General features: G+C 68.1%; 21 protein-coding genes and 1 pseudogene. 10 read left to right on the plus strand and 12 right to left on the minus strand.

All coding sequences use genetic code 11. The features are described from left to right. Positions 1-18: 18 nt before the first annotated feature. The 3 genes from Q8Q77_RS05985 to Q8Q77_RS05995 are packed head-to-tail and all read right to left on the minus strand — an operon-like array spanning position 19 to position 1,854. The gene (locus tag Q8Q77_RS05985) at positions 19-606 is read right to left on the minus strand and encodes a histidine phosphatase family protein (protein WP_305582144.1); all 588 of its coding nucleotides are present in this window, start codon (positions 604-606) and stop codon (positions 19-21) included. Continuing rightward, positions 603-1,409, minus strand: a complete 807-nt coding sequence (locus Q8Q77_RS05990; protein ID WP_305582146.1) for an acyl-CoA thioesterase domain-containing protein — start codon at positions 1,407-1,409, stop codon at positions 603-605. Before Q8Q77_RS05990 ends, Q8Q77_RS05985 begins: the two co-directional genes overlap by 4 nt. A gap of 34 nt (positions 1,410-1,443) precedes the next feature. Further along, positions 1,444-1,854, minus strand: coding sequence for a globin (locus Q8Q77_RS05995; RefSeq protein WP_305582148.1), 411 nt, complete (start codon positions 1,852-1,854; stop codon positions 1,444-1,446). 115 nt (positions 1,855-1,969) lie between these two features. On the opposite strand from Q8Q77_RS05995, the gene Q8Q77_RS06000 reads away from it, so the two are divergent. Continuing rightward, on the plus strand, positions 1,970-4,033 hold the full coding sequence (locus tag Q8Q77_RS06000; protein WP_305582149.1) for a prolyl oligopeptidase family protein: 2,064 nt from the start codon (positions 1,970-1,972) through the stop codon (positions 4,031-4,033). Between the two features lie 21 nt (positions 4,034-4,054). Here the strand turns inward: Q8Q77_RS06000 and Q8Q77_RS06005 are convergent, their stop codons facing one another. Continuing rightward, complete coding sequence (locus Q8Q77_RS06005) at positions 4,055-5,116, minus strand: sensor histidine kinase (protein ID WP_305582150.1); 1,062 nt, start codon at positions 5,114-5,116, stop codon at positions 4,055-4,057. 141 nt (positions 5,117-5,257) lie between these two features. Between Q8Q77_RS06005 and Q8Q77_RS06010 the strand changes: the two are divergent. The 3 genes and pseudogenes from Q8Q77_RS06010 to Q8Q77_RS06020 all read left to right on the plus strand — a co-directional run. Next, positions 5,258-5,425 (plus strand): annotated as a pseudogene (locus Q8Q77_RS06010) (DsbA family protein); the annotation flags it as partial. 425 nt (positions 5,426-5,850) lie between these two features. Then, the gene (locus Q8Q77_RS06015) at positions 5,851-6,066 is read left to right on the plus strand and encodes a DUF2188 domain-containing protein (RefSeq protein WP_254833411.1); all 216 of its coding nucleotides are present in this window, start codon (positions 5,851-5,853) and stop codon (positions 6,064-6,066) included. Between the two features lie 40 nt (positions 6,067-6,106). After that, the gene (locus Q8Q77_RS06020; protein WP_305582154.1) at positions 6,107-6,379 is read left to right on the plus strand and encodes a hypothetical protein; all 273 of its coding nucleotides are present in this window, start codon (positions 6,107-6,109) and stop codon (positions 6,377-6,379) included. Positions 6,380-6,578: 199 nt separating this feature from the next. On the opposite strand, the gene Q8Q77_RS06025 is transcribed toward Q8Q77_RS06020, so the two are convergent. Beyond that, positions 6,579-7,157, minus strand: a complete 579-nt coding sequence (locus Q8Q77_RS06025) for a pyridoxamine 5'-phosphate oxidase family protein (protein ID WP_305582156.1) — start codon at positions 7,155-7,157, stop codon at positions 6,579-6,581. Between the two features lie 97 nt (positions 7,158-7,254). Here Q8Q77_RS06025 and Q8Q77_RS06030 point away from each other — a divergent pair, with 97 nt between their 5' ends. Together Q8Q77_RS06030 and Q8Q77_RS06035 are read left to right on the plus strand one after the other, a co-directional pair. Continuing rightward, positions 7,255-8,376 carry a DUF3667 domain-containing protein gene (locus Q8Q77_RS06030; protein ID WP_305582158.1) on the plus strand — a complete coding sequence of 374 codons (1,122 nt, stop codon included), beginning with the start codon at positions 7,255-7,257 and terminating at the stop codon, positions 8,374-8,376. Between the two features lie 269 nt (positions 8,377-8,645). Continuing rightward, positions 8,646-11,006, plus strand: coding sequence for a TonB-dependent receptor (locus tag Q8Q77_RS06035; RefSeq protein ID WP_305582160.1), 2,361 nt, complete (start codon positions 8,646-8,648; stop codon positions 11,004-11,006). A 46-nt stretch (positions 11,007-11,052) separates the two neighbouring features. Here the strand turns inward: Q8Q77_RS06035 and Q8Q77_RS06040 are convergent, their stop codons facing one another. The 7 genes from Q8Q77_RS06040 to cpaB all read right to left on the minus strand — a co-directional run bounded on the left by Q8Q77_RS06040 (position 11,053) and on the right by cpaB (position 18,792). Next, on the minus strand, positions 11,053-12,012 hold the full coding sequence (locus Q8Q77_RS06040) for a phosphoribosylaminoimidazolesuccinocarboxamide synthase (protein ID WP_305582162.1): 960 nt from the start codon (positions 12,010-12,012) through the stop codon (positions 11,053-11,055). A gap of 64 nt (positions 12,013-12,076) precedes the next feature. Then, positions 12,077-13,036, minus strand: coding sequence for a type II secretion system F family protein (locus tag Q8Q77_RS06045; RefSeq protein WP_305582164.1), 960 nt, complete (start codon positions 13,034-13,036; stop codon positions 12,077-12,079). A gap of 4 nt (positions 13,037-13,040) precedes the next feature. Next, on the minus strand, positions 13,041-14,000 hold the full coding sequence (locus tag Q8Q77_RS06050; RefSeq protein WP_305582166.1) for a type II secretion system F family protein: 960 nt from the start codon (positions 13,998-14,000) through the stop codon (positions 13,041-13,043). Beyond that, positions 14,000-15,403, minus strand: a complete 1,404-nt coding sequence (locus Q8Q77_RS06055) for a CpaF family protein (RefSeq protein ID WP_305582167.1) — start codon at positions 15,401-15,403, stop codon at positions 14,000-14,002. The genes Q8Q77_RS06050 and Q8Q77_RS06055 overlap by 1 nt, the downstream gene beginning before the upstream one ends. Beyond that, the gene (locus tag Q8Q77_RS06060; protein WP_305582169.1) at positions 15,403-16,578 is read right to left on the minus strand and encodes a hypothetical protein; all 1,176 of its coding nucleotides are present in this window, start codon (positions 16,576-16,578) and stop codon (positions 15,403-15,405) included. Before Q8Q77_RS06060 ends, Q8Q77_RS06055 begins: the two co-directional genes overlap by 1 nt. A 31-nt stretch (positions 16,579-16,609) precedes the next feature. Beyond that, positions 16,610-17,950: a type II and III secretion system protein family protein gene (locus Q8Q77_RS06065; RefSeq protein WP_305582171.1), complete on the minus strand. Its 1,341-nt coding sequence runs from the start codon at positions 17,948-17,950 to the stop codon at positions 16,610-16,612. After that, complete coding sequence (cpaB, locus tag Q8Q77_RS06070; protein ID WP_305582175.1) at positions 17,950-18,792, minus strand: Flp pilus assembly protein CpaB; 843 nt, start codon at positions 18,790-18,792, stop codon at positions 17,950-17,952. Before cpaB ends, Q8Q77_RS06065 begins: the two co-directional genes overlap by 1 nt. 198 nt (positions 18,793-18,990) lie before the next feature. Here cpaB and Q8Q77_RS06075 point away from each other — a divergent pair, with 198 nt between their 5' ends. The 4 genes from Q8Q77_RS06075 to rplI all read left to right on the plus strand — a co-directional run bounded on the left by Q8Q77_RS06075 (position 18,991) and on the right by rplI (position 21,113). Next, positions 18,991-19,539, plus strand: coding sequence for a peroxiredoxin (locus Q8Q77_RS06075; protein ID WP_305582177.1), 549 nt, complete (start codon positions 18,991-18,993; stop codon positions 19,537-19,539). 302 nt (positions 19,540-19,841) lie between these two features. Further along, the gene (gene rpsF, locus Q8Q77_RS06080; RefSeq protein ID WP_305582179.1) at positions 19,842-20,246 is read left to right on the plus strand and encodes a 30S ribosomal protein S6; all 405 of its coding nucleotides are present in this window, start codon (positions 19,842-19,844) and stop codon (positions 20,244-20,246) included. Continuing rightward, entirely contained in the window at positions 20,246-20,512 is a 267-nt protein-coding gene (gene rpsR, locus Q8Q77_RS06085; protein WP_305582181.1) for a 30S ribosomal protein S18, read from the plus strand. Before rpsF ends, rpsR begins: the two co-directional genes overlap by 1 nt. Positions 20,513-20,525: 13 nt before the next feature. Then, positions 20,526-21,113 carry a 50S ribosomal protein L9 gene (rplI, locus tag Q8Q77_RS06090; protein ID WP_305582183.1) on the plus strand — a complete coding sequence of 196 codons (588 nt, stop codon included), beginning with the start codon at positions 20,526-20,528 and terminating at the stop codon, positions 21,111-21,113.

The following is a 21,113-nucleotide window of genomic DNA, read 5'->3' on the forward strand; positions in this document are numbered from 1 at the left end:
CGGCCTATCTAACCCAGCCTAGCGCCCGTAGTCCTCGACGTTTCGCCAGCCGCCCTGGACCGTGAGGCCTTCGCGCCGGATGGCGATCCAGCACCCACCGCCGGGATGGGCGGGACGGTCCTCCTGGCCGATCGCGACGCCCTGGAGATGGGCCATCAGCAGGCGGCCGACCCCGCCGTGCGACACGATGACGACCAGGCCGGGCGCGGTCTGGGCCGCCGCCACGCGACCCACCGCGGCCACGATCCTCGCCTGGGCGTGGGCGGCGGTCTCCCAGCCGCGGACGCTCTCGTATGGCCGGGCGAAGAACTGTTCGACGATCTCCCAGAACTCCGGCGGAGCGACGTAGCCGGTGGCCGCGCGGTCGTTCTCGTGGAGGTCCGGCTCAACCCGCGCGGTCAGGCCCAGGCGTCCGGCCACGATCTCCGCGCCATCCCGCGCCTTCTGCTCTCCGCTGGACCAGACGGCCACGACCGGCGTCGGCCCTCCGGCCAGAATTTTGGCGAAGGCTTCCATCCGCCCGCGGCCGACCTCCGACAAGGGCCACTCGGGCACCGGAACGGCCGGATCGATCACCACCTCGGGATGGGTGACGAAGAGGATCACGCCTCCGCCTCCTCGGCCGGGGCGGGCCGCGCGGGCCGCTTCTGGGCCAGGGCCGCGCAGGAGGCGAAGCCGATGGAGCCTTCTTCGTCATAAAGCCGGCATTCGCCCACCGCCACGCCGTCGGTGGCATCATGATAGGCGCTCTCGAAGCCGATCCACTCGGTGCGCGGCATGCGGTGCAGATAGACGGTGACGTCGGAATTGATGAAGGCCAGACCCTGGTCGGAGGCGTGAGCCGCGGGGCTGGCGAAGTCGGCGGCGACGGCGACACGCTGGAACGGGGTGAGCGGCTCACCCTCGACGATGTCGCGGATCTCGCTCATCCATATGCGCCGCTGGCCGCCCTGGCCGAAGCCGCCGCTGATCGGCCGCGTGGCCCACATGCGGCCCATGGGACCGGCCATGGGGTCCGGCGGCGGGATGTCGGCCGGCTTGGGGGCATCCCACTCCGCCGCCTTCCAGACATTGCCTTCGGGGTTCTCGGTGCGCCGCAGGAACTGGCAGGTCGCCTTGGCCATGCTGACGCCGCCGGAGATGAACTCCGCTTCCGCGACGCGGATACGGCCGCCTTCGCGGATCAGGCGGGTCGTCACCTCGACCGGGTCGAAGCCCGGCAACCGGTACATGTCGACGGTCAGGCGGGCCGGCAGGAAGTCCGGATCGCCATGCTTGCGTTCGAGCTCGAAGCCCAGCAGGCCGACGATGACCCGGCCGTGCAGGGAGTTGGGGTTCCAGGGGCCTCGGCCGGCGGGGGTTGGGACGTAATATTCACCGTCCCGTCTGAAAAAAGGTTCGTTTGTCATGGCGCGGGACCATGACGGATTCCCGGCTGGGGAACTAGACCGCCGCCTCGCGATGAATTGCGGCGTCAAGACCGGCCAGCATTTCGTCCCAGGCCGCGGCGACCTGCGGGGTCCAGTCGGCGCCCAGCATCTCGCGCAGGGTCTCCATCACCGTGCGGAAGAAGGTCGCGAACACGCCGGGCGGCACGCCCAGGTTCTCGTGATTGACGACCTCGGCGCGGATCATGTTGGCGCCGTAAGCGCCGTCGCCGGAAAAGTCGAGCAGGGTCTGGAACACCACGGCCAGCATCTCGCCCCGCGCGGCGCCGGTCTTGTCGCCGATGAACAGCTCGGCCATTTCGGGGTTCTGGGCGAACAGCCGGTCATAGACCGCCGCCGTCGGATCGCCATGGCGTTCAGCGACCTCTTCGAGGCTCCAGGCGATGAGATTCATTTCGTCGGTCATGATTTGCGCGGCTCGTTCTGCTCAGCCTAAGGTCGCGGACCGTGATTTTCAGCCCCGGATCCCCATGCGTTTCTCGTTCCTTGGAAAGTTGGCCGCAGGCGCCATGTTGAGCAGCATGTCCGCCCTCCCCGCCGCCGCTCTGCCCGATCCCAACGACCCCTATGTCTATATGGAGGAGATCGAGGGCGCGCGAGCCATGGAATTCGCCCGCGCCGAGAACGCCCGGTCCCTGCCCCTGCTGCAGGACGACCCGCGCTATTCCAAGCTCTATGCCGACGCCCTGGCCATCGCCACGGCCAAGGACCGCATCCCCGGCCTGGGCTTCGCCGGCGACGGATCCCTGCGCAACTACTGGCAGGACGCCGAGCATGTGCGCGGGATCTGGCGCGCGACCAGCCTGGAGAGCTACCGCACCGGCAAGCCGGAGTGGCGCACCATCCTCGACCTCGACGCCCTGTCGAAGGCCGAGGGCAAGAACTGGGTCTGGAAGGGCGCTGCCTGCCTGGCGCCGGACGACCGCATCTGCCTGGTCTCGCTGTCCGACGGCGGCAAGGACGCCGTCGAGGTCCGCGAGTTCGACGCTCAGACCGGCCAGTTCGTGAAGGACGGCTTCTTCCTGGCGCAGGGCAAGCATCGCCTGGCCTGGGTCGACGCCGACACGCTGGCCGTGGCGACGGAGTGGAACAAGGGCGATGTCACCACCTCGGGCTACCCCTTCATCATCAAGCTGTTGAAGCGCGGTCAGCCGCTCGCCGCGGCTGTCGAGGTGTTCCGTGGCAAGGCCGATGACGGCGGCTATGGCGTTTCGCCCATCGCCTTGCGCGACGCCGACGGCAAGCTGCAGGCGCTGATCGCCTTCCGCCCCCTGGACACCTTCAACGCCGAGCACCACCTGCTCGGCAATTCCGGTCCCCAGAAGCTCCCGGTCCCGCTCAAGTCCTCCATCCAGGGCCTGATCGACGGCCAGATGCTGCTGACCCTGGAGCAGGATTGGACCGAGCACGGCGTGAAGTCGGGCGACCTCCTGGCGCTCGAGCTCGGCAAGCTGAAGACGGACGCGGCCAACACCCATCCGACCCTGGTTCTGCGACCCACCCAGAGCCAGGCCATCGAACAGGTCGCGACCACCCGCAATCGCCTTGTGGTGGCGCTTTACGACAACGTGAAGGGCGGCGTGCTGAGCTTCAAGCACGGGCCCAAGGGCTGGACCTCCACCAAGCTCTCCCTGCCGAAGGATGTCTCGGTAGGCATCGCCTCGGCCTCCGATCGCGACGACAAGCTGCTGCTGGGAGTGGCGAGCTTCCTCATGCCCTCGACCCAGGTCCTGGCCGACGCGGCCAGCGGAACCACCGAGACCCTGCGCACCCTGCCCGCGCGCTTCGACGCCTCCAAGCTTCTGGTCGAACAGCACTGGGCGATCTCGAAGGACGGGACCAAGGTCCCCTATTTCGTGGTCCGTCCGAAGGCCCTGAAGCCGGACGGTTCGGCGCCGACCCTGCTCTACGCCTATGGCGGCTTCCAGGTGTCGCAGACGCCGGGCTACGCCGCCTCAGTGGGCAAGCTGTGGCTGGAGCGCGGCGGGGTCTATGTGATCGCCAACATCCGGGGCGGCGGCGAGTTCGGACCGCGCTGGCACGAGGCCGGGCTGAAGCTCAACCGCATGCGGGTCTATGACGACTTCTTCGCCGTCTCCGAGGACCTGATCGCGCGCAAGATCACCAGCCCCGCCAAGCTCGGCATCATGGGCGGCTCGAACGGCGGCCTGCTGATGGGCGTGGCGCTCACCCTGCGGCCGGAGCTATACAAGGCCGTTGTGGTCCAGGTGCCGCTGTTCGACATGGTCGGCTACACCCACATCGGCGCCGGCGCGTCGTGGGTCGGCGAGTATGGCGACCCCGCCAATCCCGAGGAGCGCAAGGTCATCGACACCTACTCGCCCTACCAGATGCTGGCCAAGGGCAAGCCCTATCCGAAGGTGTTCCTGGAGACCTCGACCAAGGACGACCGGGTCCATCCGGCCCACGCCCGCAAGGCCGCCGCGCGGCTCAAGGAGCTGGGTTACGACTACCTCTATTACGAGAACATCGACGGCGGCCACGCCGCGGCGGCCAATCTCAACGAGACCGCCAAGCGCCAGGCGCTGGAATACACCTATCTCAGCCAGCAGCTGATGGACTGAGGGCGCGCCCGGCGGGTCAATTCAGGCCGCTTCCAGAACCGCCGCGGGTTCGACATTCACCAGCTCGACCCGGGTTCCGGGCGCGGCGTCGGAGATCACCACCTTAGCGCCGAGCTGCTTGCCCAGCGCCTCGACGACGCTGGTTCCCAGGCCGACGCGGACGGCCGCCGACGGCGGCGGCCGTCCGACGCCGTCGTCGGTGACCGACAGGGTCCATCCCGGCTGGGTGAGCCTATAGGCGACGACCACCGCCCCATCGCGGTCGACAGGAAAGGCGTGCTTCAGGGCATTGATCACCAGCTCAGTGACGATCAGGCCCAGACTGACCGCTTCCTGCGAACTGACCGTGGCCTCGTCGGCGCGCACGTCCAGGGTCACAGGCCGGGACTCGCGGATCATCGACGACGCGAGGCTCTCGCACAGCTTGGTGAGATAGGGCCTGACCTCGACATTACCGAGGCTCGCCTGCAGATGCTGCTGGACGGCGGCCACCGACATGACGCGGTCATGAGCGTCGCGCAGGTGCTGGCGGGTCTCCTCGGACTTCACGGTCCGGGCCTTGAGCAGCAGCACGCTGGCGATGATCTGCAGGCTGTTGGCGACCCGGTGCTGCATTTCCTGCAGCAGCACCTCGCGTTCCCGCAGCAGCGTGTCCTTCTCCAGCAGCAGCGCCACGTTCAGGTGTTCCACGCGCCGGAGGTCGGTGACGTCGTGGACGACCATCAGCACACGGTGGCGCTCGGCGCCCACATAGTTCAGGTTCTGGACATTGACGACCAGCCGGCGCGGCGGAACACCCTCTCGGACGAGATCGGTCTCGTAGTCGGCCAGGTCGGGGCCATCGGCCAGCGCGTTGGCCAGCAGGACGTGGAGCTGGGCGATGTCCCACTCGCCCTCGCCCAGGTCGGCCAGGGTGGAACCCTCGGCGCCGGAGGCCAGGATTTCGAACACCGTGCAGAAGGAGGGACTGGCATGCACCACCAGTCCGGCTCCGTCGAACAACAGCAGCGGCACAGGCGAGGTGTCGATCAGCGCGCCGGCCAGGCTCACGGCGCCGATCATCCGATTGTAGGCTTCGGCCACGTGGGCCTCCAGGGCGGCCTCGGGCTCGCGGAGCGAGCGCCCGTCTCCATGACCGCCACGGCCACCCTAGCACGCGGCGACGCCCATCCCGGTGCCTATTCGGACCGGGCCCCAGGACCGGGATGGGTCTCGACGCTGTGGGCCCTGCTGGAGGCGACCCAGGACCCCGAGGTCAAGGCCGAGCTGATGGCAAACACCGAAGCCGCCGCCGCCCGCAGCGCCTTCGGCATCCCGACCCTCTTCGTCGGCGAGGAGATGTTCTTCGGTAGGGAACGCCTGGGCCAGGTGGAAAAAGAACTGGCGAGCTAGAGGGGGCCTGCAACCCGCTCCGTCACGTCGCCGAAGAGGGCGACGCGCCACCTCCCCATGGTCGCGCTGCGCGCTGGCGGAGGATTTGAGTCAGGTGTTTTCCAATACGCCGGGAATAGTTGAAGGCCACCGCGGCCAAGAGCTCGCCTGGAGCGGAAGTTCCTGCGACGTTCCATCGCCAGCATTGGAGTCTTCGTGGGTCCGAGTCTTCCACGACCCAGGGTCATCTACAGTCCGAAATCCGGCCTTCGGACGCACCGTAGGTTTCGGAAAAATGAGCGAATTTCCGAATAACGCGGACATTTGGGCCCATTGCCTGTAGATAACTTGTCACACATCGAGGTCTGTGGATTCTCGCGCCGGTCGCTTGCCCACCGGCGCCGCACCTATTCCACAGGCTCGCCCCCAGATAAGGAGCCGCCCCCATGGCCACCCGCGATGCTTTCATCCGAGCCGTCTTCACTGTGGCGCGTCATGACGACAAGTGGGCGGTCGAGCACGAGGGCCAGTACTTCGATCACTCCATCGACAAGGAAGAGGCCAAGGCGGCCGCCAATCGGCGCGCGCGCGCCGCGCAGGACGCCGGCCGGCCGTGCCAGGTCCGCGTGACCGGCGAGCACGGCTTCTTCGCCGCCGCCTGAACCGCAACCTTCAACCGAGACCAGCCCGATGAGCGAGACCATGAGCCAAGACGTTCCCCTTCAGCGCCCCGCCTTCGTGGCGCCGAAGTCGATGGCCGAGACCTTCCGCAAGGCCATCGAGGCCGCGGAGCTGGCGGGCACGGCTCGTGACGCCATGACCCTGCGCCTGACCCTGCGCGACGCCTCCAACATCCGCCGCGACAACCGCATCGCTGTCGAGGACCTGAGCTTCGCGGGCGGCGAGATGCGCCTGCTGCAGGTCAAGGTCGTCACCGGCGGCGTCGACGTCAGCATGCTGGACTTGGGCGCCTAACGCCGCGATTGACCGCGAGGCCGCCGATATCTCCTCCTCTCCACCCGTCTTCCGGGGGGAGAGGGTAGGGTGAGAGGGGCTTCGCCGTCGCACCGAGTTGGCGGGTAGACCGCAGAGCGCCGCTTCGCGCCGCGTCCCCTCACCCTACCCTCTCCCCTCGAAAGGGGCGAGGAGGAGAATTCCCCACAATAGGCCCGACTTAACGCACCCGCGGCGGGACGACGTCAGCGAAGGCGGCGAAGCCTTTCCAGGCGGGCTCCACCGGCGGCGTGTCGGCCTTGGGCATGTAGATCGACGGCTCGACGATCTGCAGCGACGGGATGTAGCGCGGGCAGTTGGGGAAGATGTCGGCGGGCCTGACGCTGATCAGAAGCTGGGCGCCGGGAATGGCGGCGATGCGCGGATCATCCCTTAAGACCCTGGCCGTCCCGTTGACCCGCAGGCGTTGCGGCTTCTCGCCCATGGCGATGAACAGCAGGCCGACATTGGGGTTGGCGGCGATGTTGCCCAGGCTCTTGAACATGCCGTTGCCGTCATAGTCCGGGAAGATCAGCTCGTCCGGCGCGACGACCTGGGCGAAGCCCGGGGGGCCGCCCTTGAACGAGCAGTCGGGCCGGCCCTCGGCGTCGGCCGTGGCCAGGAAGAAGAAGCTCTGGGCGGCCACGAACACGCCGTCGGCCTCGTTGAACTCGGTCCGGCGCAGGGTCGCCTCCAGGCGGTCGGCCAGGGCGCGGCTTCCGAAGGCGTCCTGAAGGTCGCGATTGCCTTGATGGTACATGATATCCTCCCCTCACCGGCTTTCCGGCATCCTACGCCCGTTGGCCCGCAGGGCGAACGCCTGTAACAATCCCCCGTTTTCGTGACGGGGGTCGCCCATGGAACTTGATGCTGTCGGCGGCGCGGCCACGGGCGGCCTGATCGGAGCGGCGATCGAAAGGCCGACCGGCCAGGCCGGCGAACACTCCAAGGTCTGCAGCGACTGCGGCGCGGAGGTTTCCGGCCGGTTCTGCCAGAACTGCGGCCAGCCGACCCACGTCCACCGCACCCTGCTGCACCTGGGCGAGGAGCTGCTGCACGGCGTGATGCACTTCGACAGCCGTATCTGGCGCACCCTGCCGCTGCTGGTCTTCAATCCCGGCAAGCTGACCCGCGAGTGGGTGCACGGCAAACGCACGCGCTATGTCTCACCCCTGGCCATGTTCCTGTTCACCGTCTTCGTGATGTTCATGCTGCTGAGCTTCATGCCGGTGAAGGCGGAGCTGCCGGTCGACGTAGCGATCCAGAGGACGGCCATGGCCAATCGTGTGGCGGCCGACAAGAAGAGCCTGGCCGAGGCCGAGGCGGCCCTGGCGGCGGCGCCGCAGAGCGACGATGAGGCCGCGGCCGACAGGCGCAAGGACCTGGAAGGCGCCGTCGCCGACGCCCGCGAGCTGGTGGCCGACACCGAGGAGGCGGTCGCCCTGATGGACAAGACGCCGCTCTCGGTGGTCGGCGGCCGGGGCTGGGAGGAAGAGGTGCGGGCTAAGGCCCTGTCGGGCGAGTTCAAGGCCAACACGGGCAACAAGAAGCTCGACGAGAAGCTGAACAAGAAGGCTCAGAACCCGGCCCTGGCGCTCTACAAGATCCAGCAGACCTTCTACAAATTCTCCTTCCTGCTGGTGCCGATCTCCCTGCCCTTCGTGGCGCTGCTGTTCCTGTGGAAGCGCGGCTTCACCTTCTACGACCACGGGGTGTTCGTGCTGTATTCGCTGGCCTTCATGGCGATGCTGAGCATGGCCGCCGCCGCGGCGATGCGCTGGGGCGGATCGGCCGGCGCCTCGGCGGTGGCGCTGGGCGTGCCGTTCATCATCCCGGCGCACATGTTCGCCCAGGTGAAGGGCGCATACAGCCTGCGGACCTTCTCGGCCCTGTGGCGCACCTTCATGCTGCTGAACTTCTGCGCCGTGGCGCTCAGCCTGTTCCTGCTGGCGGTGATCATGCTGGGCTTCACCGGTTGATGGCGGCGGAATGGGGCTTTGGCGCCACACAGGCGCGGCCCGGTCCCCAGCCCTAGAGAGGGCCGTCAAAACCCCTGCCGCAACAAAGCCTTGCAGGCGTAATCGACAGCACAAAAATCGCTTCACGGACGATTTTTCGGCGTGACGCGTGGCGCGTGATCAAGCTGGACAGCCCCCGTCGCAGCAGGATTACCTCGCGTCACACAACACCCATGCCGTGCGGCCGCAAGGCTGCGCCGAGACAAGGGTGAACGAGGGAGAAGACGTCCATGGCGTACAACCGCGCGCGCGCGGCGGCTCAGGCGAGCCTGCTTGCGATCATCATGGCCATGCCGGCAAGCGCCGCCATGGCCCAAACCGAACTCGACGAACTGGTGGTCACCGCGCGGAAACGCGACGAGGCCCTGATCGACGTCCCGTTCTCGATCAACGCCCTCAGCGAAAGCAAGATGCGCGAGCGCGGCGCGACCAATATCGAGGACCTGTCGCGCAACATCGCCGGCTTCACGGTGCAGAACCTCGGCCCCGGCCAGAGCCAGGTGGCCATCCGCGGCATCTCCGCGGGCCAGATCGTCCGCGACCAGCCGGGCGTGAAGGAGCAGGTCGGCGTCTATCTCGACGAATCCGTGATCTCGATGTCGCTGTTCACCCCGGACATCGACCTGTTCGACCTGAACCGGGTCGAGGTGCTGCGCGGGCCGCAAGGTACCCTCTACGGCTCGGGCTCGCTGTCGGGCACGGTGCGCTACATCACCAACCAGCCTAATACCGAGGGCGTCGAGGGGTCGATCGAGGCCACGGTCAATTCGGTCGCCGACGGCGAGATGGGCGGCGACCTGAAGGGCGTCATCAACCTGCCCCTGGGTGACACCGCGGCCTTGCGGATCGCGGCCTATACGACCAAGTTCCCGGGCTTCATCGACGCCGTCCAACCGGGCGGGCGAGTAAACGAGGACGTCAACGGCGGCACGCGCACCGGCATCCGGGCCAGCCTGCTGTTCCGGCCGACCGACAACCTGACGATCACGCCGCGCATCCTCTACCAGACCATCGACGTGGACGGCTTCAACCGCGTCGACGTGTTCAACATCCTGGGCAACCAGTACACCACCACCCGTCCGGCGGTGACCCTGGGCGACCTGCAGCAGTTCACCCAGCTCACCGAGAAGTTCACCGACGACTTCCTGCTGGGCGACCTGACCATCCAGTACGAGATGGGCGACCTCGCCCTGACCTCGATCTCCAGCTACAGCGACCGCGAGGTCCTGGTGCTGCGCGACGCGACGGCCCTGACCGGCTCGATCACCGGCGGCTCGATCGGCCTATCGCCGGCCGTCTACACCCTGAACGCGCCGCTGGCCGACACCACCGACCTCAAGTCCTTCACCCAGGAAGTCCGCCTGGGTTCGAACGACGACGGCCCCTTCCAGTGGGTGGTCGGCGTCTTCTATTCCGACGTGGACCGCGACTACGCCCAGGTGCTGGACGTGCGCGGCTTCCAGGCCCTGACCGGCATCCCGACCGCCGGCGCGCGGGCCCCGGTGGACGCGCTCTACTTCTCCACCGTGCCCTACACCCAGACCCAGTACGCGGTGTTCGGCGAAGGCACCTGGGAGCTCAGCGAGCGCTTGGACGTCACCGCGGGCCTGCGCTACGCCAGCTATGAGGAAAACCGGGTCCTGACCTTCGACGGCATCTTCGCCGACACCACCATCGGCGTGCCGGGCGGCACAGAGGCCGACGACTTCGCCCCGCGGGTCATCGTCTCCTACAAGGCCACCGACAACGTCACCGTCAACGCCCAGGCCTCCAAGGGCTTCCGGCTGGGCGGCATCAACGACCCGCTGAACCGGCCCCTCTGCAGCGCCTCCGACTTCGCCACGTTCAACGCGCTCTCCAAGCCCAGCTTCGACAACGAGACGGTGTGGAACTACGAAGCCGGCCTGAAGGCCCGGCTGGCGGAAGGGCGCGGCTCGCTGACCCTGGCGGCCTTCTACGCGGACATCGAGAACCTGCAGGCGACCCTCGACGCCGGCAGTTGCTCGTCGCGAGTCATCGTCAACGTGCCGAAGGCCAAGTCCAGCGGCGTCGAGGCCGAGTTCTCCATGCGGCTCAGCGACAATTTCGACGTCGCCGCCTCGGCCTCGTGGAACAGCGCCGAGCTGACCTCCAGCGTACGTGACGCGACCGGCTCGCCGATCCAGGGCCTGCGCGACGGCAACCGCCTGCCGACGGTGCCGGAGTTCCAGGCCGCCTTCAGCATCAACTATCTCCGCGAAATGGAGAACGGCTTCACCGCGTACAGCAACCTGACCTGGCAGTATGTGGGCGACCGCATCACCCAGATCTCGGACCAGGAGAACGATCCGCGGACCGTCAGCCTGTTCACCAACATCGGGGCGACCACGGTCTCGTCCCTTTCCTTCCCGCTGGAGCTGCCTGCCTATGACGTGGCCAACCTGCGGGTCGGCGTGCGCAACGAGAGCTGGGACGCGACGCTGTTCGTCAACAACCTGACCGATGAACGGGCCAAGCTCTCCATCGACCGAGAGCGCGGCCTGCGGGCCCGCTACGGCTACCAGACCAACCAGCCGCGCACCGTGGGCGTCACCGTGCGGAAGAGCTTCTAGGGGATTTTCCTCCCCCGTTTACGGGGGCGGGGGAGGAAGAAGCTCTCTAGAAGAACTGGGCGAGGTTGCGGCGGATCCGTTCCAGGACGGGTTCTTCGCCGACCGGGGGCTCGAACTTGAGGCCGGTGATGGTCTCGAAGGCGCGGATATAGACCGCCGAGGTCTCCAGGATCATCTCCGCCGGAATTTCCGGAATGGGGTCGTTGTAGGGATCGCAGCGCTCCGCCACCCAGGCGCGGACGAAGTCCTTGTCGAAGCTGTCGGGCCGCTGGCCGGCGGCGAAGCGTTGGGCATACGTGTCGGCGATCCAGTAGCGGCTGGAGTCCGGCGTGTGGATCTCGTCGGCCAGGATGATGGTCCCGTCGGCGTCGGTCCCGAACTCGTACTTGGTGTCGACCAGGATCAGGCCGCGCTTGGCGGCGATCTGCTGGCCGCGCGCGAACAGAGCCAGGGCATAGGCGGCGAGCCGGTCCCACTGGGGCCGGGTCAGCAGCCCCTGCTGGACGATCTCCTCCGGCGTCAGCGGCAGGTCGTGGCCGCCGTCGAACGCCTTCGAGGTGGGGGTGATGATCGGGGTGGGCAGCTTCTGATTGTCGGCCAGGCCGTCGGGGAAGACGTGGCCGTACATCTCGCGCTGGCCCTGCTTGTAGAGCGTCAGGATCGAGGTTCCGGTCGTGCCGGCCAGGTAGTCGCGCACCACGATCTCGACCGGCAGGATGTCGAGCCGCTGGCCCACCACCACATTGGGATCGGGATAGCTGAGCACGTGGTTGGGACAGATGTCGGCGGTGTTCTCGAACCAGAACCGCGCGGTCTGGGTCAGGACCTGGCCCTTGTAGGGGATCGCCGCCAGGATCGCGTCGAAGGCGCTCAGCCGGTCCGAGGCGATGATGATCCGCCGCCCGTCCGGCAGGTCGTAATTATCCCGCACCTTGCCGAAATAGGCGTTGGGCAACTCGGGGATGACGGCGTCGCGAAGGACGTGGCGCAGGGGCGAGGAATCCATGGCGCGAGCTTATCGTCCGGGGCAGCCTCCGCGCCAAGCCCTACCTGCCAGGGCGACCGCCATCCTAGCCGGCGGGGCCGGCGCCGCTGAAGGTCTGCATCAGGCGGAAGACGGCGGGCAGCAGCAGCACGCCCAACAGGCAGGGGAAGATGAACAGGATCAACGGCAGGGTCAGCTTGACCGGCAGGGCCAGGGCTTTCTCCTCGGCCCGCAGCATCCGCTTCTGGCGCATGTCGTTGGAGAAGATGCTCAGCGTCTCGCCCAGGCTGGTGCCCATGTCCTCGGCCTGACGCAGCATGGTGGCGAGCGCGCGGGCGTCGTCGATGCCCAGGCGGTCGGCGAAGGTCGACCAGGCGTCCTTGCGCGACTTGCCGGCCCGCAGCTCCAGGGTCAGCATCCGCAGGTGGATGGTCAGGCGCGGATAGCGCCGCGCGAGCTCCTCGCAGACCCGCGACACCGCCGCGTCGAGGGACAGACCCGCCTCCACCGAGGCGACCAGCAGGTCCAGCAGGTCGGGGAAGCCGTCGGTATATTCCAGCTCCCGGTCCTTCTGGCGCATGGCCAGCACCCGGTCGGGGCCGAGCAGGGCGATCAGCGCCAGGGTCATGGCCAGCGTGATGGGCCCCATGCCGCCGCCCTTCAGTGCGAAGGGCAGCAGTAGGACCGTGCCGATGGTGGCCAGGGCCAGGGAGATGGCCCGGGCGCCCAGATAGTAGACGGCCGCGTCGCGGTTGAAGAAGCCGGCGCGCATCAGGCGCATCCGCACGTCGGAGACCTTGGACGGGTCGCTGACCGCGGCCTGCTGGCCCAGGCGTTTCAGGCCCGCGACGGCGTGACCGAAGATCCGCACCTCGCCGCGCGCGGCGATCGGGTTGTCGCCGCCGCCGGGGGCCGTGAAGCGGGCGCGGCGCTGGGAGCGCACCCTCGCCTCCCCCACCAGGACCACGGCTCCGCCGATGGCGGCCACGGAGAGCAGGACCACGGCGAGGCCGGTGACGAGATTCTGAAGCTGAACGGGGTCCATCACATCAGATCCGCATGGCGACCATCTTGCGCATGATCAGGTTGCCGATAACGATCCAGACAGCGAAGCCGCCCAGGCCCATCTGGATGAACGGCTCGTGGATCACTTCGCCGTAGAAGTCGGGCGCCATGATGGTGATGGCGCCGGCGGCGACCAGCGGCGCGGAGCTGAGGATGGTGGCCGAGACCCGCCCCTCGGACGAGGCGGCCTTGATCTTCAGCCGCATCCGCTGGCGTTCGCGCACGGTGTTGGCGTTGAGTTTCAAGAGGCCGGTCAGGTTGCCGCCGGCCCGCTCCTGCAGGCGCACCGTGGCCGCGAACAGGTCGACGTCGGGATGCTGGCAGCGCAGCGACATCCGCTCGACCGCCTGCTCCAGGGTGGCGCCATAGGCGATCTCGTCGGCGGCCATGCCGAATTCCGAGCCGATAGGATCGGCCATTTCGCGTCCGACCAGGGCGATGGCGGTGGGCACCGGGTGACCGGCCTCCAGGCTGCGGACAATGATCTCCAGGCCCTGAGGGAGCTGATTGCCCAGCGCCTTAGCGCGGCGGGCGGCCATGAACTTGAGATAGAAGATCGGTGCGCCCACGGCGGCGATCACCGCGGCGATGGGCACGGCGACAATCGTTTTGGCGACCAGGAAGCCCAGGCCTCCGCCGACCACGGCGGCGCCCGTGATCGCCAGCAGCCAGCGGCGGGCGTCATAGGGCACGCCCGAGCGGACGATCAGGGCGCTGAGCCAGGCCCAGCCGCCCTTGGCGTCTCCGGCGGCGTTGAGGCCGCGCTGCTTGCGCAGCTCGACCACAAGTTCGGCGATGCCGTTGGTGCGTTCGGCCAGGACCAGGCGGCGGTTCACCTTGCGCTTCTGCTGGGCCGTTCGGCCGAGGCCGATGGCCGCCTGGGCCGCGGCGAACACCGCGGCGAACACCAGGATCAGATAGACGGTGGAGACATCGACCGGCATCAGGCGAGCGCCCGGGACGGGTCGAAGTGGGCGACGTCATAGGCGATGCCCCGGCGCATCATCTCGTCCAGGCACTTGGGGCGCAGGCCGGTGGCGCGGAACTCGCCGTGCACCGCGCCGTCGGCGGTGGTGTGGCTGCGATGGAAGGCGAAGATCTCCTGCATCTGGACCACCTGGCCCTCCATGCCGGTGATCTCGGTGACGCTCATCACCTTCCGCTTGCCGTCCGACAGGCGCATCACCTGGACGATCATGCCGATGGCCGAGGCGATCTGGCCGCGCATGCTTTCCGGGGTCAGGCGCATGCCCGACATGGCCACCATCTGCTCCAGGCGGGTGATGGCGTCGCGCGGGGTGTTGGCGTGGATAGTGGCCATCGAGCCTTCGTGGCCGGTGTTCATGGCCTGGAGCATGTCGAAGGCTTCCTCGCCGCGAACCTCACCCAGGATCACGCGATCGGGCCGCATCCGCAGGGCGTTCTTGACCAGCTCGCGCTGGCGGATCTCGCCCTTGCCTTCGATGTTCGGCGGCCGGGTCTCCATGCGCACGACGTGGGGCTGCTGCATCTGCAGCTCGGCGGCGTCCTCGATGGTGATCAGGCGCTCGCCGTGGCTGATGGCGGCGGACAGCGCATTGAGCATGGTGGTCTTGCCCGAGCCGGTGCCGCCTGAGATCACGGTCGAGACGCGCGCCTTGATCGCCCCGTGCAGGAAGTCGGCGACGCACTGGGGCATGGCGCCCACATCGACCAGCTTCTCCAGGGTGTATGGCTTCTTGGAGAACTTCCGGATCGAGACGCAGGCGCCGTCGATGGCGACGGGGGCGATGGCGGCGTTGACGCGGCTGCCGTCGGGCAGGCGGGCGTCGACCATGGGCTGGCTCTCGTCGATGCGGCGGCCAACGCCGGCGACGATGCGGTTGACGATGCGCAGCAGGTGGTCGTTGTCGCGGAACCTGACCGGGGTCGGCTCAAGCTCCCCGCGCCGCTCGACATAGACCTGGAATGGGCCGTTGATCAGGATGTCGTTGACGGTGTCGTCCTTGAGCAGCGGCTCGATGGGACCAAGGCCGACCATCTCGTCGTGCACCGAGGCGCCCAGCTCTTCCAGTTCGTTGGTGTTGAGCACCAGGCGCTCGTCGCGGGCGAAGTCGGCGACCAGGGACATCACCTGGCGGCGCAGCTCGCCGTCGGCCAGCTTCTCCAGCTTGGAGAGGTCGAGCTCCTCGATCAGCCGAGCGTGAATCTTCATCTTCACGTCCAGCATCTTGTTTTCCGACACCCGCTGGGCGGAGGGCTCGACCTGCGGCTGGTGGCGGGAGGGCGCAGCCTCCGACGGGCGCGGCGGTTCTGCGTCGTCGACCGGGACCGGCGCGGCGGGGCGGGTGAGGTTGAAACGGCCCATCAGGCGGCCCTCCGGGACCAGCCGGCGCGCCGATCGGCGACGCCCAGCACGCGGTCGATCAGGACCGCAACATCGCGCACGATCTTGGACTTGGGCCGATACTGACTGATCGGGCCGCCCAGGTTGACGGAGGCCGCGGCGGCCTCCCAGTCGGAACTGATGCTGGCTTCGGTCTTGCGTTCCAGCGCCCGCTCAGCCTCCGCCGTCGAGGGCGTGGGCCCGAACATGCGGCTGGCCAGGCGGTTCAGCACGATGCGGGTCTTGCGGCCCACCGGCAGGGCGGTCTCGATCTCTTCCGACAGCGCGCGCGCAGCCAGCAGCGCCGGCACGGTGAGCTCGGAGATCACCAGCACCTCGTCGGCGCCGGACAAGACCTCCAGGGTCCAGGGCCTGCGATGGCGCGGCATGTCGATGATCACGAACTCATAGGCCTCGCAGGCGATCTCCAGGATGCGCAGCACGGCCTCCTTGGACACCTGGTCGAAGGCCAGCGGATCGCGTGGACAGGCCAGCAGATCGAAGCCCTTGGAGATCGGCGTGGTGAAGGCCGCGAGCAGGGCCGCGTCCATCCGCTCGGCCGCGGGGCCGAACTGGGCCAGGCCCATGGCCGGGGCCGCGGCGAGATAGGCCGAGGCCGCGCCATCGGCCAAGTGCAGGTCGATCAGGCAAACCCCGTGCTCCTTGGTGGTGCGGCCGGCCAGGGCGTTGGCGATCTCGATCGCGATCGTGGTGGCGCCGGCGCCGCCGACCGCGCCCAGCACGGCCCAGCACCGCGACCCCTGTCCACTAGACCCGGCCGGCTCCGACGCCGCCCCGTCCAGCAGACTGTAGATGGCTGCCTGCAGCTGCTCGTCGGTGAATGGGGCCTCCAGGACGTCGGCGTGCTTCATCCGCATGACCGCCCGGGCCAGGCCGGTCGCCAAGCGCTGGCCGACCATCAGGGTCGGCGGCGGCGCGCCCATCGCCGCGAGGGCGACGATGGCCTCGCCCAGGGCGCCGGAATCGACGGCGTCGGCGTCGATCAGCACCAGGTCGACGGTCGCCGGTTGCAGGTCGGCCAGGCGCTCAAGGTCGGCCAACTCGAAGGCGGCGCCGAACAGCGGCCCGCGGGCCAGGGGCGCCAGACTCGTCCCTATGGCCAGGACGCGACGGCCAAGCAGGCTCCAATGGGTCATTGCGGAGGGCTCGCTGCGCGCTGCATGGGGTTCATCCGCGAGGCGACTTGCCGCTGACCGGCGCGGCCATAGGCTGGTCGAGGGATTTGCCGTCCAGGATCAGGTCGATGGCGCTGGCTTCCTGGCCCATGAACGGATCGGGTTGGTTGGAGGGCGCGAGGTCGGCGGCGGTGGCGAGACGCGGCGTGACGATGATCACCAGCTCGGTTTCGGCGCGCCGCCAGCGCGACGAGCGGAACAGGGCGCCGAGGATCGGCACCTCGCCGACGCCGGGAAGCTGGCGGACTTGGTTGACGTAGTCCTGCTGGAACAGACCCGCGATGGCGAAGGCCTCGCCGTCTTTCAGCTCGATGGTGGTCTCGCTGCGGCGGACCACCAGGCTGGGGATCTCGAAGCCCTGGATGCGCAGGTTGTTGTTGTGATCGAGCTGGCTGACCTCGGGGGCCACCTGCATCCGGATCAGGCCGTTGTCCTGCACCGTCGGCTGAAAGCCGAGCTTCACGCCGAACTCGCGAAACTCGATCGTGACGCTGTCGCGGCCCGACGGCACCGGGAACGGGAATTCACCGCCGGCCAGGAAACTGGCCTTCTGGCCCGACAGCGCCACCAGGTTCGGCCGGGCGAGGGTGCGGATCACGCCCTTCTCCTCCAGGGCGGCCAGGGTCACGTCGATGCTGGCCGTCCCGATCGAGCCGGAGAGCCGCAGCGCGCCCTGCGGCGCGGTGTTGCCGATCAGGCCCGTGCCGGTGGCGAGCGCGAAGGTTGAGTTGTTGGCCGCGGTGATGTTGAAGCCGACGTCCTTCAGGGCCGCGCGGCTGGCCTCCAGGATGCGCACCTCCAGCATGACCTGCTGGGAGGCGCGCACGGTGAGCGCGCTGGTCACCGCCTCGGGCGCGAACCGGTCGGCTAGGGTCTTGGCGCGGCCGGCGGCGGCGGTGGTGGAGACCTCGCCGGTCAGCAGCAGCCCCTCGCCGAGGTTGCGGACGCGCACCCGTTCGCCGGGCAGGGCGGCGGTCAGGTCGGCCTCCAGGGCCTCGGCGTCATAACCGACGCGGACGTCGATGACTTCCTGGAGCAGGCCGCTGCCGCCGTAGATCAGCAGGTTCGTGGAACCCAGCTCCTTGCCGCGCACATAGAAGCTGCGGTCCGTCGTGGCGACGATCTGGGCGGTCTCGGGCTGGGCCACCACGATGCGGGAGGCCGGACTGTCCAGTCGGAAGGACAGCGACTTGTTCTTCGGCACATTGATCACCCGGCTACGGGCGGACTCGCTGATGAACGACTCCGCGGCCGGAGCGGGCGCGGCAGTCAGGGTCGCGATCACGGCGCAGAGCGCGCCGGCGGCCAGCGGCTTGGGTCGCGAGGCGAACATCAGACGCCCTCTCCTTCAACAACCTGGATGACGGGGCGCGGCGCGCTCCCGGGCGCGGCGCGGCGCGGCCGGGGCGGCCCCGCGGCGATGCTGACGGCCGGCCCTCCCACCACATCGTGGGCGGACAGGGGCGTCAGGGCCTCGAGTTCGGCCTGACCCGAAGCGCGCAGGGCCAGGGACAACTGACCGAGGTCGGCGGCCACGGCCAGTTTCTGGGCGTCCTTGACGCTCACCTCGAGGGTGGCGGTGCTAGGGCTCGCCGGCTTGTTGGAGGTGGGGTCGGCGTTGAGGTCCACGCCGAGGACACGGCTGTTCTGCAGCACCACTTCGGACTGCAGGACCTTCTTGCTGTCGTCGGTCGAAAGATCGCGCATGAGCACGACATCGACACGGTCGCCCGGCAGGGCATGGCCGCCGACGCCGGAGACATCGGTGACCTTGATCGTATAGGCGCGCATCCCCGCGCCGATCTCGGCGGCGACAGACTTGCGCGCGCCGGGCCCGGACAGCTTGGCCGGCAGCACGGGTTCGCGCGCGGCGATGGGGGTCAGCGCCACCGGAGCGCCGCCGTGGTCCTGGGCCAACACCTGGGCGACAGCGGTGAAGGCGCCGGCCGGCGCCGCGTTCCTGGGCACCCGCACCACGGTGAGATGGGCAGCGTCGAGCCGTTCGCCGTATTTGATGTCGCGGGAGGCCACCACCACGGCGACGGCGTTGGCCGCCGGCGAGTTGCTCGCCTGGGCGACATTGGCGTTGGCCGGCAGCATCACCTTGGCGACCAGCAGGGCCCCGAGACCGAGGGCGGCCGAGGCGCCCAAACTCGCGATCGTCACAACCCGCATCGGCCCGCCCCTGGATGCCTCGTACATTCAGAGGGTTAGCAGGACAGCGATTGCGATAACCTCAACGAAGTAAGTAAACGTTCATAAAGGTTAACACCGCCAGTTCCGCCCGGTCCGGCGACGTGGAAAACCGTTGGTCCGCGGCGAAGACAAATCCCCGGCTCGCTCGTATGATCGAGACAATCGGGAGACCTCCACATGCAACGCCTCGTCCTCGCCGCCGCGATCGCAGCCCTCGCCGCCACCCCGGCCCTCGCCGCGCTCAAGGAAGGCGCCAAGGCGCCGGACTTCACCGCCTCGGGCTACAAGGCCGGCAAGCCGATCACCTTCTCCCTGGCCGAGGCGCGCAAGAAGGGGCCAGTGGTGCTCTACTTCTTCCCGGCCGCCGACACCGCCGGGTGCAACCTGGAAGCCCGGCTGTTCGCCGAGGCCACGGACGGCTTCAAGGCCCAGGGCGCGACGGTGATTGGGGTCACATCGGGCAATCTGGACAAGCTCGCCGCCTTCTCCGCTGACACCGAGAAGTGCTCGGGCAAGTTCCCGGTCGCCGCCGACCCCAACGCGGTGATCGCGGGCCAGTACGACTCCAAGCTGGCGATCAGGCCAGGCCTGTCGGACCGCACGTCGTACGTGATCTCCCCCTCGGGCGAGGTGGTGCACGCCTATTCCAACCTGAACGCCAATGATCACGTCAACGAGACGATGGCCGCGGTGAAGGCCTGGCGGGTGAAGCATCCCAAGCGATAGGCCCCTAAGCCTATCGTCCCCGCGAAGGCGGGGAACCAGCGCCCCGCTCCACGGCGTGGAAGAAACGAAAAAGGCCTGGGTCCCCGCTTTCGCGGGGATGAACGGAGTGGGCGGCGGGTCTAGCGGCGAAATCCCTTGCTCAAACAGCGGTTTTCCCGTACTAGCGCGCCTCTTCACGGAAGGCGGTCTCAAGCCGGAACGCGAATGGGTCGGGAAACTCCCGGTCGCCGCGCCTGAGATCCATCGTTTCCGACGGTCACCCGCCGCCGGACGCGCCGCCCTCCAAATGGGAAAAGGAAACCATGGCGCTCTACGAGCACGTCGTCATCTCGCGGCAGGATATTTCGCCGCAACAGGCCGAAGCCCTCAACGACACCCTGAAGCACCTGATCGAAGAAGGCGGCGGATCCGTCGCCAAGATCGAGTACTGGGGCCTTCGCAACCTCACCTACCGCATCAAGAAGAACCGCAAGGGCCACTACTCCCTGCTCTCCATCGACGCGCCCGCCGCGGCGGTGAAGGAGATGGAGCGCCAGCTGTCGTTGAACGAAGACGTCCTGCGCCACCTGACCGTCCGCGTCGACGAACTCGACCTGGAGCTTTCGCCGGTTCTCGCCCGTCGCGACCGCGATCGTGAGCGCGAACCGCGCCGCGACGACTTCGGTTCGAAAGACGGTGGCTTTGTTCCGAAAGAAGGGGGCTTCTGATGTCCGACGAAACCGCAACGGCCCCCGCGGCCGCCGGCGCCGCGCGCCGTCCGTTCTTCCGCCGCCGCAAGGTCTGCCCGTTCTCCGGCGCCAGCGCTCCGAAGATCGACTACAAGGACGTGAAGCTGCTGCAGCGTTACGTCTCCGAGCGCGGCAAGATCGTGCCCTCGCGCATCACCGCGGTGTCGGCCAAGAAGCAACGCGAACTGGCCAAGGCCATCAAGCGCGCCCGCTTCCTCGCCCTCCTCCCCTATGTCGTGAAGTAAGGGAGCCAGGCACATGAAAGTCATTCTGCTCGAACGAGTCGAAGGCCGTGGCGGGCTGGGCGACGAAGTCACCGTCAAGGACGGCTACGCGCGCAACTACCTGCTGCCCCGCCACAAGGCGCTTCGCGCCACCAGCGCCAACAAGAAGGTCTTCGACGCCCAACGCGCCGAGATCGAGGCGCGCAACCTGAAGACCAAGGAACAGGCCGCCAAGTCCGGGGATTCCCTGGACGGCACGTCCTACATCCTGATCCGGCAAGCGGGCGAAACCGGTCAACTGTACGGCTCGGTCTCGGGTCGCGACGTGGCCGACATCGTCAACGCCGCCGGCGGCAAGATCGACCGGTCGATGGTCTCCCTCGACAAGCCGATCAAGACCCTGGGCGTCCACCCGGTGAAGGTCCGCCTGCACGCCGAAGTGGCCGTGACGGTGACCATCAACATCGCCCGCAGCCAGGACGAGGCCGAGCGCCAAGCCCGCGGCGAGAACGTCATCACCTCGCAGTTCGAGGAAGACCGGATCGCCGACGAGGAAGCCGCCGCCGACATGGCGGCCGGCGGAGCCGGTTCTCACGAAGTCGATTTCGGCGCCGACCACTAA

Source organism: Phenylobacterium sp., from assembly GCF_030698145.1.
GTDB lineage: Bacteria > Pseudomonadota > Alphaproteobacteria > Caulobacterales > Caulobacteraceae > Phenylobacterium.